Below are 16,342 nucleotides of genomic sequence, written 5' to 3' on the forward strand. Positions count from 1 at the left end.
TGGCCTTCGGGCAATAATGCAACCGAATTCAGTTCTATTTTGTAATTTTATGACCCAGCGGGCGCAGAAACTTCCTTTGCATTCGCAGCATCTTCCTGACTCGAACGCATCGGAACCGAGGCTGCGTAGTAATCCAGCAGATCAACCCTTTGACCAGACAGGCATATTTTTCCATCACTTCGCTTGAGAATCCGGCGTTCGACCAACTGATCAATCGCGGCCTCAACCGAAGTCCGGTTTTCCTGGTCAGTCACGCCATTGCGGTGCATGAGCTCAACAAGCACCTGTACGGCATCCGCCTCGGGCATCTCTTTTTGCTTTTGCAGCAGCCAACACGCAGCAGGAACAGGGACCAGCGGAATAGCGTCGCGCAGCCGCGCCATCAGTTCACGCGCCAAATCGGTTATGAGATCACGCCGATGATTTGCCCGAAACGCCTGCAGGGAAACAGGCTGGCCATACCTGACCGAAGCCAACCCAAATCGTTTGTAACGCCCGATCACGCGCCGCCAGAGCTGTTTGAGGATCCATCTGGTGATCACCCCGATTCGCGCGCGAAACCGTCGTTCGTTGCCCAGTGCAGCCCGCGTCAGAACCGTATCTTCGAGCACACGATCATAGTTCAGCGCCACCGGGACAAATACGACATCGCGCCCGTCTTCCGAGGTCCCGTCGATAATGTACTTGAGCAAACCCAGCTTTGGGCGTCCCAAAGCACCGCTCAGGCTTAGTCCGCCCTCGGGGAACATCGCCTGTGTCACTCCTGCCTCGGTCGCATGCCGCACGTAACAGGACAGTACCTGACGGTAGAGATCGTTTCCGGATTTTCGCCGGATAAAATATGCCCCCATTGCGCGGATCAAGCGGCTGAGCGGCCAGACACGGGCCCACTCGCCGACAGCATAGGAAAGCGCTGAATGCTGTGACGCGAGGTAGGTAACCAACACATAGTCCATATTGCTGCGATGGTTCATAACGAATACCACCGTGGCGTCGGGATCAATGTTCTCGACAGCATCTTCGTCCTGATAGCTGAGGCGCACATGATAAAACGCATTGCTCAGCAAACGGGTCAGACGGATTGCAATGCTGAAGTAGGCAACAGCAGAAAACGAGGGAACGATCTCGCGCGCGTAGCGCCGCGCTTGTTCGAACGCCACGGCCTCTGGCACACCAGTTTCGCGCGCATGATTCTGAACGGCCTGACCAACCTGCGGGTCATAGATCAGGCGCTGAATCATGTCGTGACGGTGTGCCAGTTTGAACGGTTGGATCGGCCGCTTCAGGCGCGTGTTCAACCGTTTCACAGCTCGTTCAAGGCGGCGTCTGAAAAACCACCGCACTGATGGGAACAAAAAATGCGACGCCAATGTGACCGCGGCAAACAGCAGGATCAGCAAAAATAGCCAAAGCGGAAGTTCCACGGTCTGAGTCATGCGCGCACCCTGCCACCAAACGCTGCGTCCTACAATCTGAAGAACCTGATATGCCGCGACGCAGCGAATTGACATATCCCGAAAATTGCGCTTTAGAAGCCGGGAACGTAATTTTCTTGCCCAACCGAGACACGAGGTCCAGCAATGACGCAGACGCAGAAAGATCGCCCCTGGCTCATCCGAACCTATGCCGGTCATTCCACCGCCAAAGCGTCGAACGCGTTGTATCGCGGGAACCTGGCAAAAGGCCAGACGGGTCTGTCAGTTGCCTTCGATCTGCCAACTCAGACCGGATATGACAGCGACCACACTCTTGCGCGCGGCGAAGTCGGCAAAGTTGGCGTGCCTGTCTGCCATCTGGGCGACATGCGGGTTCTGTTCGACCAGATTCCGTTGGAACAGATGAACACCTCAATGACAATCAATGCGACAGCACCATGGCTGCTTGCACTTTACATCGCCGTGGCCGAAGAACAGGGGGCAGATGTCTCGCAGCTGCAAGGCACGGTACAGAACGATCTGATCAAGGAATACCTGAGCCGCGGTACCTATGTTTGCCCACCCAAACCGTCGCTCAAGATGATCGCGGACGTGGCAGAGTATTGCTATACCAACGTGCCAAAATGGAACCCGATGAACGTGTGTTCCTATCACCTGCAAGAGGCCGGCGCGACACCGGAACAAGAGCTGGCCTATGCACTGGCCACAGCCATCGCCGTTCTGGACGAACTGCGCCCTCGTGTTCCCACCGAGGATTTTCCAGCCCTTTGTGGACGGATTTCGTTTTTTGTGAATGCTGGTATCCGGTTTGTCACCGAAATGTGCAAAATGCGCGCATTCGTCGATCTTTGGGACGAAATCCTGCTCGAACGCTACGGCGTAGAAAACCCGAAATTCCGCCGGTTCCGCTATGGCGTTCAGGTCAACTCGTTGGGGCTGACCGAGCAGCAGCCAGAAAACAACGTCTACCGCATCCTGATCGAGATGCTGGCCGTGACACTGTCGAAAAAAGCACGCGCACGCGCTGTGCAATTGCCTGCATGGAACGAAGCACTGGGCCTGCCCCGCCCCTGGGATCAGCAATGGTCCATGCGGATGCAACAGATTCTAGCCTATGAGACTGATCTTCTGGAATATGGCGACCTGTTCGACGGTAACCCCGCCGTAGACGCAAAAGTCGAAGAGTTGAAAGAGGGCGCACGCGCCGAACTGGCCAATCTGGATTCGATGGGTGGCGCGGTTGCATCGATCGAATACATGAAATCACGACTTGTTGATTCAAACGCTGAGCGCCTGAACCGCATCGAACGGAACGAAACTGTCGTTGTCGGTGTGAATAAGTGGATCGAAGGCGAACCGTCGCCCCTGCAGACCGAAGATGGCGGCATCATGGTCGTTGACCCCGCTGTCGAACAAGAACAGATCGCGCGCCTGAATGAATGGCGGCAAGAGCGCGATGACGCCGCTGTTGCATCCGCCTTGGCGGCGCTACGCGCGGCGGCGCAAAACGGAACCAACGTTATGGAGCCGTCAATCGCTGCTGCGAAGGCGGGCGTGACTACGGGCGAATGGGCCGAAGAAATGCGTAAGGTCTACGGCACGTACCGCGGGCCAACCGGTGTTTCGGGCTCAGTTTCGAACAAGACCGAAGGCCTGGAAGATCTACGGGCGGCGGTGGATGCGGTCAGCGACAAGTTGGGCCGTCGCCTGAAATTCCTGGTTGGCAAACCGGGTCTTGACGGCCATTCGAACGGGGCCGAGCAGATCGCGTTCCGCGCGCGTGATTGCGGTATGGACATCAGTTACGAAGGTATTCGCCTGACGCCCGAGGAAATCGTAACCGCCGCTGGTGAAGACGACGCGCATGTGATCGGTCTGTCAATTCTGTCCGGCAGCCACATTCCACTTGTGCAGGATGTCATGAACCGGCTGCGGGAAGCCGGGCTGGATCATATTCCGGTGATTGTCGGTGGTATCATCCCTGATGACGATGCCGCAAAGCTCACTGCAATGGGTGTCGCAAAAATCTATACGCCCAAGAATTTTGAACTGAATGCAATCATGGGCGATATTGTCACACTGGTAGATCCGCAAAACCTCGCCGCCGAGTAATACTGAGCGTTATCGACGGTCCTTATTATATCCCCTCAATGAAAGGGGATAGATAATCCTTTTCTTTGGAATTACGGTGTGCCATCGGGGATACCGGTAATAGCCAAATCCAGGGAGAGGGTGAATGGCGGGAGCAAATCTTGAAAAGATGTCGCGTAAAGAACTACTTGAATTGCGCGATAAAGTCGAAAAAGCGCTAATCGACGCTGAAAAGCGTGAACGAAAAGAGGCGCTAAAAGCCGCGGAAAAAGCAGCAGCGGAATTTGGGTTTTCTTTGTCAGAATTGGCAAAAGACAATTCTTCATCCGGAAAAACTACAAAAGCAAAATATAGAAACCCTGCAGATCCAAAACAAACCTGGTCGGGTCGCGGCCGAAAACCTCAATGGATTCATGACGCATTGAAATCCGGAGCAGATATCTCGGATCTCGAAATCTAATATCTGATTGGAACTGATCCAAATGACAATTCATATCGGAGCCGAAAAAGGCGACATCGCAGAAACTGTTCTTTTGCCCGGCGATCCTTATCGTGCAAAATGGGCGGCGGAAACGTTTTTGGACGATGTAAAGCAAGTCAACAACGTGCGCGGCATGCTGGGGTTCACCGGAAGCTGGAAAGGCAATCCTGTCACAATCCAGGGCAGCGGTATGGGCATGCCGTCCTTGTCGATTTACGTCAACGAACTGATCCGGGACTACGGCGCCAAAACGTTAATCCGCATCGGTTCTTGCGGGGGGATGCAGGACAGCGTGAATGTCCGCGATGTGATTCTTGCGATGACGTCGACCACGCTGAGCACACCGTCGCGCGGCATCATGAAAGAGCTGAATTTCGCGCCATGCGCCGACTGGGGCCTGCTTCAGTCGGCGGCTCGGGCGGCAGCTGACAAAGGCACACCAACCCATGTCGGCAGCATCTACTCGTCGGATGTGTTCTATGATGAACGTCCCGATCTGAACGAACAGATGGTTCGGCACGGCATCCTTGGGGTCGAGATGGAAGCTGCGGAATTGTACATTCTCGCGGCCCGCCACAAGTGCCGCGCATTGGCAGTTTTAACCGTTTCCGACCACTTGCTGACTGGTGAGGCTCTGCCCTCGGCCGATCGCGAGCGTAGCTTTGGCGATATGGTTGAAATCGCACTGAAGGCGGCATTTCCGACGGCATAAATGCTGACAAGCAGGGTGGGAAACCGCCCTGCCTATGGCGCTACTGACCCTTAAGGCATTGAATTGGCGCGTCGCTGCCTTTCTGCTGCGCGCCACAGAACGCACACACCCACACGCCTTCTTTGCGGTGCTGCCTCCAGCGGCAGTCGCGGCTCAGCGACGAGGTGCGCGAGCGCCACAGGAAATAGGCGAAAACTCCGCCCGCCAGGATGAGAAGCAAAATAGGCATGCTCATGCATGACCCATTTTGAACGTCTGCTGCAAGCCTGATGTCGACTCAAGCCGCGTTTGCGTATTCGAAAAGTTCCGGCTCTCGCTTAGCGTCCACCTTTGCTGGCTTGGGCGAATAGTAGGCCCAAGCTTGATCCAGAAGCTCCAAGGCTTCGACGGCGCTTGTCTTGGATTGCAGTAATTGGTTTTGCATCGGAGCGATCCCGTTTTCGGTTACATCACTCCTCCCTGTTCACAAAGATAGTCTGGAACAAGAGTCGACACATTGCACAAATCTGCAATCTCGACATGCACCTGCCGCAAAGCGGCAAGTGCATGATTTTCATACGCTTTAAACTGCGCGATCAACCATCATCTTTTTGATTTCAGCGATCGCCTTGGCCGGGTTCAGCCCCTTCGGGCAGGTCTTGGCGCAATTCATGATTGTGTGACAGCGATACAGCTTGAAAGGATCTTCCAACTCATCCAGACGCTCACCGGTAGCTTCATCACGGCTGTCGATGATCCAGCGATACGCGTGCAAAAGCGCGGCGGGTCCAAGGTAGCGGTCGCCGTTCCACCAATAGCTGGGGCACGACGTCGAGCAACTGGCGCACATGACGCATTCATAAAGACCGTCCAGCTTCTTGCGATCCTCAATGGATTGCTTCCACTCTTTCGCGGGGCGATTGGTTTTGGTTTCCAGCCACGGCATGATACTGGCATGCTGCGCGTAGAAATGAGTCAGATCAGGAATCAGATCCTTGACAACCGGCATATGCGGCAGCGGATAGATCTTCACGTCGCCCTTAATTTCATCCATGCCATAGATACAGGCCAGCGTGTTAATCCCGTCGATGTTCATCGCGCAGGACCCGCAGATGCCTTCGCGGCAGGACCGGCGGAAGGTAAGGGTCGGGTCGATTTCATTCTTGATCTTGATCAGCGCGTCCAGAACCATTGGGCCACAGCTGTCCATATCGACGAAATACGTGTCGACGCGCGGGTTCTGCCCATCGTCCGGGTTCCATCGATAGATCTGGAACTTGCGAACGTTCTTCACACCTTCGGGCTTTGGCCATGTTTTCCCAGTGGTAATCCGGGAGTTTTTAGGGAGGGTCAATTGTACCATCAATCAAGTCCTTTGGCGTGTAGCTTAGACAACACTGTGTGCTTTGACGTTCCAAGAGAAGGTAAGCGCATAGTCATTCCGCCGCTTCATTGGCACGTGATGCAAAAACAGATATTTCTTCAAGCACGGCTGGAGGTGTTCGTTTGGTGAACGTTTTGAAGATCGTCTCGTGATCTCGTTCTGCAGGGATACGGCTCACAAATCCCCGTCGCCGATCAATTGCCCAGCTTTCGACGCCGTTTTCGTAAAGCCAACGCGCATAGCGTACATCAACGAATTTCTGACTGTCTTTCATGTATTCATAGGGGGCAACGTTCTTGCCCAACGAAACCATGCCGCAGGTTGCAAGCTGATCGACCCGCTGAATTTGACGCAGCCGTTGGCCAACCTTTACCACATCTCTTTGCCGGTGACTTGTCGGGGATTTTTCGGTGTAAGTGGACGCGTGGGTACCAAAAACAACTTTATCAGGTCCCTTTTCTTCGAGACGCCGGATCATGTGGCCCACAAAAGCATCGCTGTAAATCAGATCATCATCAACGAAGAAAACGATGTCGTCCTTTTCGGGTGTCGTAAAAAACTTACCCACGTCTTTTTGGTCGGTTTCCGGCACAAAGGCATGAATTTTCGGGTGGTCACGATACTCAGCCGGAACGTCCCGCCATTCGTTCAGACACAGGTAGAGCGCATCCACCTGATCAACGATTGACTCCACCGCCAACGGCAGCATTTTTTCCCGCAACGGGTACGATGCCATATGCGCTCTAATCACCATCTTTCACCTTTTCGAAAACCTTGAACGACGCGAAGCTATGTCTTCGCGAATTTCCGTGGCCATCCCGATTGAACGGGTTGGTTTCTTCGCAATACAATTTCCAATTCGGCATCCGATCCGCGATCCACTTGGAAAAGGCACGGTGACGCACATGCCGGGCTGACGGCGTGAGATCGAAATCAGACGCGTAAATCACCACATACCGCTTTGCCAGAGAAAACAGTCGGTGCATGTACGCTTCGAATACATCGTCTTCTACCAAGTGATAAACGACATCCAGGGACAAAGCTGCATCATGCGCTTCGACTTCCGCATCTGCTTTCAAAAAAGTCCAGCCCGGGCGGTTTGCAAACCGAGCACTGCAATTGCGCACACAGTCTTCCGATACATCCAGGCCTGTGAATTGTGCGATATCAAAAAGACTGGCCTGATTTCCGTCGCCACTACCAAGTTCGACAACCGAATGGATGCCTTCGGCTTCGACAAAGGTGTTTATGAAGTTGGCTTTGTACACAGACAGACGGCCATAAGACCCTGCGCCAGAGTTTTTTCCCTGCGCGTATCGGTCGATCCAATATTCAGTTGAGGAAAATCGGCTCATTTGTGCACAACAACCTTTCTGGAACCACAGATACAATGTCTGTCGTCCCCGAAAGTGTCTTGTCCTATTTCCTCAGCGAATTGAATCATTGCAGCGCCTTTCGGATATCCTCCCTTAGAAAGTCCGCGCCTTGGGCGCGATTTTCTTGAGGCTGATGCCGCCTTCATCTTCGGTTGTCAGCGGATCGACAATGACCGGACGATAGCTGAGTTCGACCTTGTTGCCATCCACCCGGGACACTGTGTGAACGCGCCAGTTTTCATCGTCACGCTCGGTGAAATCCTCATGCGCGTGCGCACCGCGGGACTCTTTGCGGGCCTCGGCTCCGACAATCGTGGCCAGAGCGCTTGGCATCAGGTTGGTCAGCTCCAACGTCTCCATCAGATCGCTATTCCAGACCAGCGAACGGTCGCTGACTTTCAGGTCATCCATCTTGGCGGCGATCGCCGTCATCTTTTCGACGCCTTCGGCCATGGTTTTAGCTGTACGGAAGACGGCGGCATCTTCTTGCATGGTTTTCTGCATCTCAAGACGCAGATCTGCGGTCGCGATCTCACCACTGGCGTTGCGCACCGCGTCGAAGCGGTCAAACGCCTTATCGACCGATGCCTGATTCAAAACCGGGTTCGGTGCCTCGGGATTAACAACCTTGCCTGCTTTGATCGCAGCTGCCCGGCCAAAGACCACCAGATCGATCAGTGAGTTTGAGCCTAGACGATTCGCGCCATGAACCGAGGCACAGCCCGCTTCGCCTACGGCCATCAGGCCGGGTACAACCGCGGTCGGGTTGTCGGCTGTCGGGTTCAGAACCTCACCCCAGTAGTTCGTCGGTATACCGCCCATGTTATAGTGAACGGTTGGCAGAACCGGGATCGGCTCCTTGGTGACGTCGACGCCCGCGAAGACGCGCGCCGATTCCGAAATGCCCGGCAGGCGCTCGGCCAGTGCCTCTGCAGGCAAGTGGCTGAGGTTCAGGTGAATGTGGTCACCACCATCACCATGGCCGCGGCCTTCGCGGATCTCCATTGTCATCGAACGCGAGACATAATCGCGGGGCGCGAGGTCCTTGTACTGGGGCGCATAGCGCTCCATGAACCGTTCGCCTTCCGAGTTGGTCAGGTAGCCACCCTCGCCGCGCGCGCCCTCGGTAATCAGGCAACCCGAGCCGTAAATGCCGGTCGGGTGGAACTGCACGAACTCCATATCCTGCAGGGCCAGACCCGCGCGGGCCACCATACCGCCACCATCACCGGTGCAGGTATGGGCCGATGTTGCGCTGAAATAGGCGCGGCCATAACCGCCGGTTGCCAGCACCACCATCTTAGCGTTGAAGACATGCATCGTACCGTCGTCCAGCTTCCAGCAGACGACACCCTGACACTGCCCGTCTTCGGACATGATCAGGTCGATGGCGAAGTATTCGATATAGAACTCGGCGTTGTTCTTGAGGCTTTGACCATAGAGAGTGTGCAGAATCGCGTGACCGGTCCGGTCCGCAGCAGCACAGGTCCGCTGCACGGCAGGACCTTCGCCGAATTCGGTGGTGTGACCACCGAACGGGCGTTGATAGATCTTGCCTTCTTCAGTGCGGCTGAACGGCACACCGTAGTGTTCCAGCTCGTACACGGCCTTAGGCGCTTCACGCGCAAGGTATTCCATCGCGTCGGTGTCACCCAGCCAGTCCGAGCCCTTGACGGTGTCATACATGTGCCACTGCCAGTGGTCGGGGCCCATGTTGGACAGCGACGCGGCGATACCGCCCTGTGCGGCAACCGTGTGTGAGCGTGTCGGGAACACCTTGGTCACACAAGCCGTGCGCAGACCCTGTTCAGCCATGCCCAGCGTGGCGCGCAGACCAGCGCCGCCAGCGCCGACAACAACCACGTCATATTCGTGTGTTTCGTATTCGTATGCAGCTGTCATTTGATTTTTTTCCTTACCGCGCGTTTCACAGAGCCAGCTTGATCAGGGCAAACAGCCCGGCAGCTATCAATGTGTAGCCAAACGCCGCGACGGCCATGAGGCTCAGCTTTTCTGCGACACCATGGACGTAGTCTTCGATCGCAACCTGCGTCTCACGTACCAGATGGATGATGACGACGACCAAAGTAAGCCCGGTTACAATCGCCGGGAATGGGCGGCTGTAATAGGCCAGAACCTCTTCGTAGGATCTGCCCAAGCCGCTTGCGAAGACGAAAACGAAAAGCGGCACCAGAATGACAAGAGCGGCCGAGCTGACCATCATCTGCCAGTGATGATGTGTGCCTTCGCCGCCAGCACCGGTACCCTGCGCGCGTTTGCGGTCAGTGAGGTAATTCATGGCCAGACTCCTTAAACCGCAATTGCTGTGATGAATGCGAGGATGGTGGCCAGCACCAGCATGCCGATCCCCAGCTTTTCGGAGATACCGACATCCACACAATAGCCCAGATCCCAGATCACGTGACGCAGGCGGCCGAGCATGTGATAGAAAATCGCCCAGGTCGCCCCAAACATCACCAGATCACCCAGCCAGCTTCTCATCAGCCCGTCGATGACATTGAACGACGATTCAGATGTTGCCGCTGCCAAAAACCACCAGACGACAAAGAATGCGATCAACAGCGACGCAATACCCGTGATGCGCACAAGGATCGATGTCATTGAAGTCAACTGGGGACGGTAGATCGTGAGGTGAGGTGAAAGAGGGCGATTGCCCCGATTTACATCGGCCATGTTGGCTCCTTTACGATTGGCTTCCGAAGGTTTTACCGTTTTTTGCGGTTCTGTCACGTGCTGCAGATGCAAAAAAGCTGATAATTGACGCAAAATGACGGATATTTGCACTATGTGATCACACAAAATAAGCTCGTGATCACAAAATGTTTTCCATCATTCGAGATGTTAGCGCCTGCAAGCCCGAATCTGTTGCGCGACTACTTCAATTCAGCCGTTTGCTGGGTCACTTCGCGCAGCAGTTTCTTTCGAATACGCTCGGGGTAATCAGCAAACCCAGAGGCTGAGACGACAAATGCGCCCTCGCCGACGATGACGTTTTCGAAGAAATAGGCGGTCAGGTCCGGTTCGCTTTCCTCGATTGCGATTGCATTCACAGTCACGCCTCGGGTCCGCAGAATTCGATGCACTTCCGAAGGTTCAACTCCTTCGTTGGACACGCCATCGCCAGAGATATCGATCAGGTGGCGTTTGCAATCCGACACCTCATCGAAATAGGACATCGTCGTTTCCAGCGCTTCGCCAATTGCGGTGGAAAAGTTGCGCCAGACCCTCGGATCATCGGCAACCCTGAGCGCAAATTGATCAATTGCCTCAAAACTGTCGATATGTGTCCAAGGAACAGTGACCATCTGACGAGAGGATCCTGTCCACTGTACCAGCATTACCCTAGCTTTCCCGCGCACCAACGCCTCGGACACGATAGGGTCACGCAGGCCGGCAGCAAGACCATCCATCTGGATACGATATTCGGTCGAATCGACCGATCCCGAGACGTCCACGGCAAGCGCCAATGCCAGATCGCAAGCATAAGCAGGGGGCGCCAAACAGACGCAGGCAGCTATCGTGCGAAGCAAGGTCATGACCACAGCCTAACACGATTGGCGCTGGCTGCGATCAAATGAATGTCACTACTTGTGTCAGATCGGCATCAACGCCCAATAGTCGAGGTCCAGAAGAACATTTGGCAAATACCGGCCTTCTTCATTTTTCAACTCAAACGGCGCGCCGCCTTTGGTGGCGACCAACCGCAGGCGCACGGCACCGACGCCCGGAACGGCGGTTTCTGCTTTGTCCAGAACCTCGGACCACGCCTTGATCGTGTCACCTGCAAAGCAGGGGTTGGCATGCGCGCCACCGTTCAGGCCGACGATCATTTGCGCATTTGCCAGCCCATTGAACGACAGGGTCCGTGCCATGGAAATCACGTGTCCGCCATAGATTAGCCGCCCGTCAGGACGGAAGGTCAGGTCGAAATGCACCTTGGCCGTGTTCTGCCACAGGCGGGTGGCCAGCATGTGTTCAGCCTCTTCAACCGTAACGCCATCGACGTGGTCAATGATTTCGCCCACTTCATAGTCGCCCCAGCGATGTGCTTCACCAGCTTGGGCAAAATCGTAGCGGGAAAAATCAAGCCCTGCGGGCACCACCAAGTCCTGTGGCTCCAGCGCTTTTTTAAGCTTGGGCACCACAGTCTCGGGCGCGGGCGCATCCAGATCCGATTTCCGCACCATGACCCAGCGCACATATTCAATGACAACTTCGTCGCGCTGGTTCAGACCCCGCGTACGCACCCAGACAACGCCTGTTTTGCCGTTCGAGTTCTGTTTGAGGCCGATCACCTCGGATTCCGAACGCAGCGTGTCACCGGGATAGACCGGCTTAAGCCAGCGCCCCTCGGCATAGCCCAGATTGGCAACTGCGTTCAGTGAAACATCCGGGACGGTCTTGCCGAACACCACATGGAATGCTCCCAAGTCGTCAATCGGGCTTTGCGGCAAGCCGCAATTCCGGGCGAATTCGTCCGAGGAATACAGCGCATGCCGCGCAGGATAGAGAGCATGGTACAGCGCCCGCTCACCGTTGGTCACTGTGCGCGGCACAGCGTGGTGCAACACCTGACCAATGGAATAGTCCTCGAAAAAGCGGCCCGGATTGGTTTTTGCCATTATTGCTGTCCCAGTTTCATGTCAGGTGAATAGTCGGCCTCGACCTCTTTGGTCACGGCCTGCGCGCAGCGCATCATGCGGCTGTTTTCGTCATAGGCATAGGACGGGTCGCCATACAGCTCCCACCCTTTTGCCAGCGCATCTGACACTTTGTGGCAGAAAGCGGATGTGTCTTCCTCGGTCAGCAGACGATAAAGTTTTGCCATGATGTCGAATCCTTACGAGGGGAACGGTGACGGGCCAACCAGCCCGTGAATATAGCCGATAATGCCCAGCAGCACGATCGAGGCCACAAAGAACATCGCATCCTTGCCATAGGTTCCGGGTTCGCCGGGGGTCCAGTCAGGTTCGGATTTGTTGATCACGATCACTTCGACCACGGCCCAGCCCAACAATCCACCGAACAAGATGACCGAAGCCAGATCGCCGTTCACCAACAAATGCGCAAAAGCCCACAGCTTGAATCCGCCCAGCATCGGATGGCGGAACTTGTTCAGCAAACGTCCTTTGGTTCCGGCGGGGCTCATCATGTATATGGCGATCAGCACCAGCAGGTTGTTGATGTGGATCATGAAGGACGGCGGCGCCCAGACATAGATGAAGTCGGTCATGCGATAGCCGAAGATCATCAGCAGGATCGACGCCACCAGCGCCAGCGCGACCACGCCTTTGCCCGCATTGCCCATCGCGGCTCGCTGCGCCGGCATCACACGTTTGAAAAGGTGCGCGGCCCACCATAGTGCCACGCCGAGAATCAGAAGAACAAAGCCCATGCTGGCTTACCCCGCTTGCAAAGCCGTAATTGCCTCCGCTTTTGCCAGAATTTCGCGGGCAGTTACAACGTGCAGGTTTTCCACGATCTTGCCGTCAACTACGGCAACGCCCTGACCTTGTGCCTCGACCTCTTCAAACGCGGAGATCTGTCGGCGGGCCAAATCAATCTCGGTCTCTGATGGCGCATAGGCTGCGTTGGTCACGTCGACCTGCGCAGGATGGATCAATGTCTTGCCGTCAAAGCCCATGTCGCGGCCCTGCGCACATTCGGCAGCCAGACCTTCGGCGTCTTTGAATGCGTTATAGACACCATCGACGATGATCAGGCCCTCGGCCTTGGCGGCCAGCAGACACAGACCCAGCGAAGTCATCAGCGGCAGGCGGTCCGGGCGGAAGCGGGTTTGCAGTTCTTTCGCCAGATCATTGGTACCCATGACGAAGCCCGCCATCAGCGGATGGGCGGCGATCTCGGCTGCGTTCAGCATTCCGCGCGGTGTCTCCATCATCGCCCAGATCGGCAAATCGCCTGTGATTGCGGCCAGCGTATCCACATCCGCAGCAGAGTTCACCTTGGGCAACAGTACAACGTCTGCATCCATCTCGCGCACCGCTTCGGCGTCAGCCCGGCCCCATTCTGTGTCCAGCCCGTTGATGCGCACGATCTTGACCCGCTCGCCATACCCGCCCGCAGCCAGAGCCGTCTTGAGCGTTGCGCGCGCATTTTCCTTTTCATCCGCAGCCACCGCATCTTCGAGGTCAAAAATGATCGCATCCACAGGTAGGGTGCGCGCCTTGTCCAGCGCCCGGTCTTTTGAACCGGGGATGTAAAGAACAGAGCGATAGGGGCGCTGGCGCGGATCCATTGGCTTCTCCCGAAGAAATAAAGTTGCGCGGAATGGGGCATTTTTTGCCGGAAAGTTCAAGCGCAAAATCGCCGCATCGCAGCATTTGCGACGCAACGCGCGTTCCCTTTACCGAATTTCGGTCCCGCAACGGCACCCTGACCGGCAAATGAAATTGAAAAGGGTCGGACATGCAAAAGACACTTCTGAATATGACAATGGGCCTTGGGATGATGGTTCTTGCGGCACAGCAGGTGCACGCTCGCAACTGTGCGCCCCGTGACGAGGTGATCAAACGACTGACCGAATCCTATGGGGAAACGCGCCAAGGGCTCGGCATCGCGCGCCAAGGCGCCGTGATGGAGCTTTATGCGTCGGAACAAAGCGGCAGCTGGACCATCACGGTGACGCTGCCAGACGGTATAACCTGCCTTGTCGCCTCGGGGCAGGCTTATGAAATGACGGCCGAAGCCCTGCCGCCGAATGTCTGATCAGGTCAGTGCGTCCCAGATCAGTTTGCTGCCGGTGAGCGTAAGCAGCACGTAGGCAATGCCAAAAAAAAGGCGTTCGGACAGCATGAAATGCGCCCGGACGCCCAGCCATGCCCCAAGAATTGCAAAAGGGGTCAATAGCAGATCGGCCCATGCGGTGTTCCATGTGAACATACCCAGATAGGCGTAGGGCACGAATTTCGTGATATTTATGACCCAAAAGACCAGAACCGTGCTGGCCTGAAACTCGGTTTTCGTCAAACGTTGCGACAGCAGGTACACAGCGGCGGGCGGACCGCCTGCATGACTGACAAAACTGGTAAACCCGGCGACCAGCCCTGCAAGCAAACCGGCAGGTGGTGGCAGGCGATTGATAAACCCGCGCACCCAGCCTTTGGCCTGGCTGAGGTGCCAGACGACAAATCCAATTGAGATTGCCCCGATCAACAGACGCAACAGATCATCGTCGGTGGCACGAAACAGCCATGCCCCCAAAGCCACGCCCGGCACGGCGCCCAGGATCAACAAGCGTGAATCCGGCCAGTTCCAGCGTTTCCAATAGGGTCCTAAAGTCGCGACATCGATCACCATCAGGATCGGCAGCATCAGGGCCAGAGCCTGCCCCGGTTCCAATATCAGCGCCAGAATCGACGAAGATGCAAAGGCCACACCCGAGCCAAAGCCACCCTTGGAAATACCCGCAAAGATCACAGCCGGGATCGCCACAACAAAAAACATCAGGTTCAATTCGAACATGTCGCGTCCCGGTTTAGGCTTGTGTCACTGGCCCTTTAGCGCAATCAGACAGGGCAGCGCAAACTGTATGCGGTTGCATGCCGCGCCGCTGAACACTTGCGCGAAAGCCATTTAGCGACTAGCACAGCCGCGATTTCAATTCCGACCGGAGATTTTCCAAATGGCCAGACCCAAGATTGCGCTGATCGGCGCGGGGAACATCGGCGGCACGCTTGCACACCTTGCAGCTGTCAAAGAACTGGGTGACGTTGTCCTGTTCGACATCGCAGACGGGTTGCCGCAGGGCAAAGCGCTCGACATCGCTGAATCCGGCCCTTCGGAAGGGTTCGACGCAGCGATGTCCGGCACCAGCGACTATGCCGACATCGCAGGCGCGGACGTCTGCATCGTCACCGCTGGCGTTGCCCGCAAACCCGGTATGAGCCGCGATGACCTGCTGGGCATCAACCTGAAAGTCATGAAGTCGGTTGGCGAAGGCATCGCAGCCCACGCACCCGACGCGTTCGTGATCTGCATCACCAACCCGCTGGATGCGATGGTCTGGGCTCTGCGTGAGTTCTCGGGCCTGCCCCACAACAAGGTCTGTGGCATGGCAGGCGTTCTGGACTCGGCTCGTTTCGCACACTTCCTGTCGGAAGAGTTCAACGTCTCGATGCGCGACGTCACCGCATTCGTTCTGGGCGGCCACGGCGACACCATGGTGCCGTCGGTGCGTTACTCGACCGTTGCCGGTATCCCGCTGCCCGATCTGGTCGAGATGGGCTGGACCACACAGGACAAGCTGGACGCGATCGTTCAGCGCACCCGTGATGGCGGCGCCGAGATCGTTGGCCTGCTGAAAACCGGTTCGGCCTACTACGCGCCCGCCACCTCGGCGATCGAAATGGCAGAAGCGTACCTGAAAGACCAGAAGCGCGTTCTTCCCTGCGCCGCCTATTGCAGCGGTGAGCTGGGCGTAGACGGCCTGTATGTTGGCGTACCTACCGTGATCGGTGCCGGTGGCGTCGAACGGATCGTGGACATCAAGCTGAACGAAGACGAGCAGGCCGGTTTCGACAACTCGGTCAACGCAGTCAAAGGCCTGATCGAAGCTTGCAAGGGCATTGACAGCTCGCTGGCCTGATCCGTCCAGAACGATAAACTGGAACCCGGTTCGTCTTTGGCGAGCCGGGTTTTGTTTTTAAAAGTAGTCTCGCCACCGAATTGATGCATCACGGCCGGTGGTGCTCAATCGTTTGAAACCGCCACTACGGCCTGACGGCTAGGTTTAGCGCTAGCTGAATTCTCTCTTTATTCTAAAGGCCGTCGTCGTCGACGAATCAATAGGACGGCCTTTTCCACCTTTTGTGATCACACGCAAAAATACTGTGATCACAA

The 16,342-nt window shown here is 56.0% G+C and carries 19 protein-coding genes; 5 read left to right on the plus strand and 14 right to left on the minus strand.

Annotation, left to right across the window (positions count from 1 at the left end; genetic code table 11):
* Positions 1-47: 47 nt before the first annotated feature.
* The gene (locus GOW16_RS11590; RefSeq protein ID WP_170414986.1) at positions 48-1,436 is read right to left on the minus strand and encodes a 1-acyl-sn-glycerol-3-phosphate acyltransferase; all 1,389 of its coding nucleotides are present in this window, start codon (positions 1,434-1,436) and stop codon (positions 48-50) included.
* A 144-nt stretch (positions 1,437-1,580) separates the two neighbouring features.
* Between GOW16_RS11590 and GOW16_RS11595 the strand changes: the two genes are divergently transcribed.
* From GOW16_RS11595 to deoD, 3 genes are all read left to right on the plus strand, one after another.
* Positions 1,581-3,548, plus strand: coding sequence for a protein meaA (locus GOW16_RS11595; RefSeq protein ID WP_170414989.1), 1,968 nt, complete (start codon positions 1,581-1,583; stop codon positions 3,546-3,548).
* A 124-nt stretch (positions 3,549-3,672) separates the two neighbouring features.
* Positions 3,673-3,987, plus strand: coding sequence for an H-NS histone family protein (locus GOW16_RS11600; RefSeq protein ID WP_170414992.1), 315 nt, complete (start codon positions 3,673-3,675; stop codon positions 3,985-3,987).
* Positions 3,988-4,009: 22 nt separating this feature from the next.
* Entirely contained in the window at positions 4,010-4,720 is a 711-nt protein-coding gene (gene deoD / locus GOW16_RS11605; RefSeq protein ID WP_170414995.1) for a purine-nucleoside phosphorylase, read from the plus strand.
* A 277-nt stretch (positions 4,721-4,997) separates the two neighbouring features.
* Here the strand turns inward: deoD and GOW16_RS11610 are convergent, their stop codons facing one another.
* From GOW16_RS11610 to GOW16_RS11665, 12 genes are all read right to left on the minus strand, one after another.
* A complete protein-coding gene (locus GOW16_RS11610; RefSeq protein WP_170414998.1) occupies positions 4,998-5,144 on the minus strand; it encodes a hypothetical protein in 147 nt (48 codons plus the stop codon).
* Between the two features lie 138 nt (positions 5,145-5,282).
* Positions 5,283-6,062: a succinate dehydrogenase iron-sulfur subunit gene (locus GOW16_RS11615; protein WP_170415001.1), complete on the minus strand. Its 780-nt coding sequence runs from the start codon at positions 6,060-6,062 to the stop codon at positions 5,283-5,285.
* Positions 6,063-6,135: 73 nt separating this feature from the next.
* Complete coding sequence (locus GOW16_RS11620) at positions 6,136-6,819, minus strand: hypothetical protein (RefSeq protein WP_170415005.1); 684 nt, start codon at positions 6,817-6,819, stop codon at positions 6,136-6,138.
* Positions 6,820-6,826: 7 nt separating this feature from the next.
* Positions 6,827-7,438 carry a class I SAM-dependent methyltransferase gene (locus tag GOW16_RS11625; RefSeq protein WP_170415008.1) on the minus strand — a complete coding sequence of 204 codons (612 nt, stop codon included), beginning with the start codon at positions 7,436-7,438 and terminating at the stop codon, positions 6,827-6,829.
* 114 nt (positions 7,439-7,552) lie between these two features.
* The gene (sdhA, locus tag GOW16_RS11630; RefSeq protein WP_170415011.1) at positions 7,553-9,361 is read right to left on the minus strand and encodes a succinate dehydrogenase flavoprotein subunit; all 1,809 of its coding nucleotides are present in this window, start codon (positions 9,359-9,361) and stop codon (positions 7,553-7,555) included.
* 25 nt (positions 9,362-9,386) lie between these two features.
* Positions 9,387-9,758, minus strand: a complete 372-nt coding sequence (gene sdhD / locus GOW16_RS11635) for a succinate dehydrogenase, hydrophobic membrane anchor protein (protein ID WP_170415013.1) — start codon at positions 9,756-9,758, stop codon at positions 9,387-9,389.
* Between the two features lie 11 nt (positions 9,759-9,769).
* On the minus strand, positions 9,770-10,153 hold the full coding sequence (sdhC, locus tag GOW16_RS11640) for a succinate dehydrogenase, cytochrome b556 subunit (RefSeq protein ID WP_170415342.1): 384 nt from the start codon (positions 10,151-10,153) through the stop codon (positions 9,770-9,772).
* A 200-nt stretch (positions 10,154-10,353) separates the two neighbouring features.
* Positions 10,354-11,016 carry a DUF1194 domain-containing protein gene (locus tag GOW16_RS11645; RefSeq protein ID WP_170415015.1) on the minus strand — a complete coding sequence of 221 codons (663 nt, stop codon included), beginning with the start codon at positions 11,014-11,016 and terminating at the stop codon, positions 10,354-10,356.
* Positions 11,017-11,073: 57 nt separating this feature from the next.
* A complete protein-coding gene (locus tag GOW16_RS11650; RefSeq protein ID WP_170415017.1) occupies positions 11,074-12,102 on the minus strand; it encodes a MaoC family dehydratase in 1,029 nt (342 codons plus the stop codon).
* Positions 12,102-12,308, minus strand: coding sequence for a DUF1737 domain-containing protein (locus GOW16_RS11655; RefSeq protein ID WP_170332370.1), 207 nt, complete (start codon positions 12,306-12,308; stop codon positions 12,102-12,104). Before GOW16_RS11655 ends, GOW16_RS11650 begins: the two co-directional genes overlap by 1 nt.
* A 12-nt stretch (positions 12,309-12,320) precedes the next feature.
* Positions 12,321-12,875, minus strand: a complete 555-nt coding sequence (locus tag GOW16_RS11660; protein ID WP_170415019.1) for an NnrU family protein — start codon at positions 12,873-12,875, stop codon at positions 12,321-12,323.
* Positions 12,876-12,881: 6 nt separating this feature from the next.
* Complete coding sequence (locus tag GOW16_RS11665) at positions 12,882-13,739, minus strand: HpcH/HpaI aldolase/citrate lyase family protein (RefSeq protein WP_170415021.1); 858 nt, start codon at positions 13,737-13,739, stop codon at positions 12,882-12,884.
* Positions 13,740-13,909: 170 nt separating this feature from the next.
* Between GOW16_RS11665 and GOW16_RS11670 the strand changes: the two genes are divergently transcribed.
* Positions 13,910-14,209: a hypothetical protein gene (locus GOW16_RS11670; RefSeq protein WP_170415023.1), complete on the plus strand. Its 300-nt coding sequence runs from the start codon at positions 13,910-13,912 to the stop codon at positions 14,207-14,209.
* On the opposite strand, the gene GOW16_RS11675 is transcribed toward GOW16_RS11670, so the two are convergent.
* A complete protein-coding gene (locus tag GOW16_RS11675) occupies positions 14,210-14,965 on the minus strand; it encodes a sulfite exporter TauE/SafE family protein (protein ID WP_170415025.1) in 756 nt (251 codons plus the stop codon).
* A gap of 160 nt (positions 14,966-15,125) precedes the next feature.
* Here GOW16_RS11675 and mdh point away from each other — a divergent pair, with 160 nt between their 5' ends.
* Positions 15,126-16,088: a malate dehydrogenase gene (mdh, locus tag GOW16_RS11680; RefSeq protein ID WP_058273532.1), complete on the plus strand. Its 963-nt coding sequence runs from the start codon at positions 15,126-15,128 to the stop codon at positions 16,086-16,088.
* Positions 16,089-16,342 lie beyond the last annotated feature (254 nt).

This window comes from Ruegeria atlantica (genome assembly GCF_013033965.1).
GTDB lineage: Bacteria > Pseudomonadota > Alphaproteobacteria > Rhodobacterales > Rhodobacteraceae > Ruegeria > Ruegeria atlantica_D.

Bases quoted from the DNA above. Each gene is read 5' to 3' on its own strand.
- GOW16_RS11615 (WP_170415001.1), bottom strand. From the start codon at position 6,062: ATGGTACAATTGACCCTCCCTAAAAACTCCCGGATTACCACTGGGAAA.
- GOW16_RS11625 (WP_170415008.1), bottom strand. From the start codon at position 7,438: ATGAGCCGATTTTCCTCAACTGAATATTGGATCGACCGATACGCGCAG.
- GOW16_RS11670 (WP_170415023.1), top strand. From the start codon at position 13,910: ATGCAAAAGACACTTCTGAATATGACAATGGGCCTTGGGATGATGGTT.
- sdhC (WP_170415342.1), bottom strand. From the start codon at position 10,153: ATGGCCGATGTAAATCGGGGCAATCGCCCTCTTTCACCTCACCTCACG.
- GOW16_RS11675 (WP_170415025.1), bottom strand. From the start codon at position 14,965: ATGTTCGAATTGAACCTGATGTTTTTTGTTGTGGCGATCCCGGCTGTG.
- GOW16_RS11590 (WP_170414986.1), bottom strand. From the start codon at position 1,436: ATGACTCAGACCGTGGAACTTCCGCTTTGGCTATTTTTGCTGATCCTG.
- GOW16_RS11665 (WP_170415021.1), bottom strand. From the start codon at position 13,739: ATGGATCCGCGCCAGCGCCCCTATCGCTCTGTTCTTTACATCCCCGGT.
- GOW16_RS11645 (WP_170415015.1), bottom strand. From the start codon at position 11,016: ATGACCTTGCTTCGCACGATAGCTGCCTGCGTCTGTTTGGCGCCCCCT.
- GOW16_RS11600 (WP_170414992.1), top strand. From the start codon at position 3,673: ATGGCGGGAGCAAATCTTGAAAAGATGTCGCGTAAAGAACTACTTGAA.
- mdh (WP_058273532.1), top strand. From the start codon at position 15,126: ATGGCCAGACCCAAGATTGCGCTGATCGGCGCGGGGAACATCGGCGGC.
- GOW16_RS11595 (WP_170414989.1), top strand. From the start codon at position 1,581: ATGACGCAGACGCAGAAAGATCGCCCCTGGCTCATCCGAACCTATGCC.
- sdhA (WP_170415011.1), bottom strand. From the start codon at position 9,361: ATGACAGCTGCATACGAATACGAAACACACGAATATGACGTGGTTGTT.
- GOW16_RS11620 (WP_170415005.1), bottom strand. From the start codon at position 6,819: ATGGCATCGTACCCGTTGCGGGAAAAAATGCTGCCGTTGGCGGTGGAG.
- GOW16_RS11610 (WP_170414998.1), bottom strand. From the start codon at position 5,144: ATGCAAAACCAATTACTGCAATCCAAGACAAGCGCCGTCGAAGCCTTG.
- GOW16_RS11655 (WP_170332370.1), bottom strand. From the start codon at position 12,308: ATGGCAAAACTTTATCGTCTGCTGACCGAGGAAGACACATCCGCTTTC.
- sdhD (WP_170415013.1), bottom strand. From the start codon at position 9,758: ATGAATTACCTCACTGACCGCAAACGCGCGCAGGGTACCGGTGCTGGC.
- deoD (WP_170414995.1), top strand. From the start codon at position 4,010: ATGACAATTCATATCGGAGCCGAAAAAGGCGACATCGCAGAAACTGTT.
- GOW16_RS11660 (WP_170415019.1), bottom strand. From the start codon at position 12,875: ATGGGCTTTGTTCTTCTGATTCTCGGCGTGGCACTATGGTGGGCCGCG.
- GOW16_RS11650 (WP_170415017.1), bottom strand. From the start codon at position 12,102: ATGGCAAAAACCAATCCGGGCCGCTTTTTCGAGGACTATTCCATTGGT.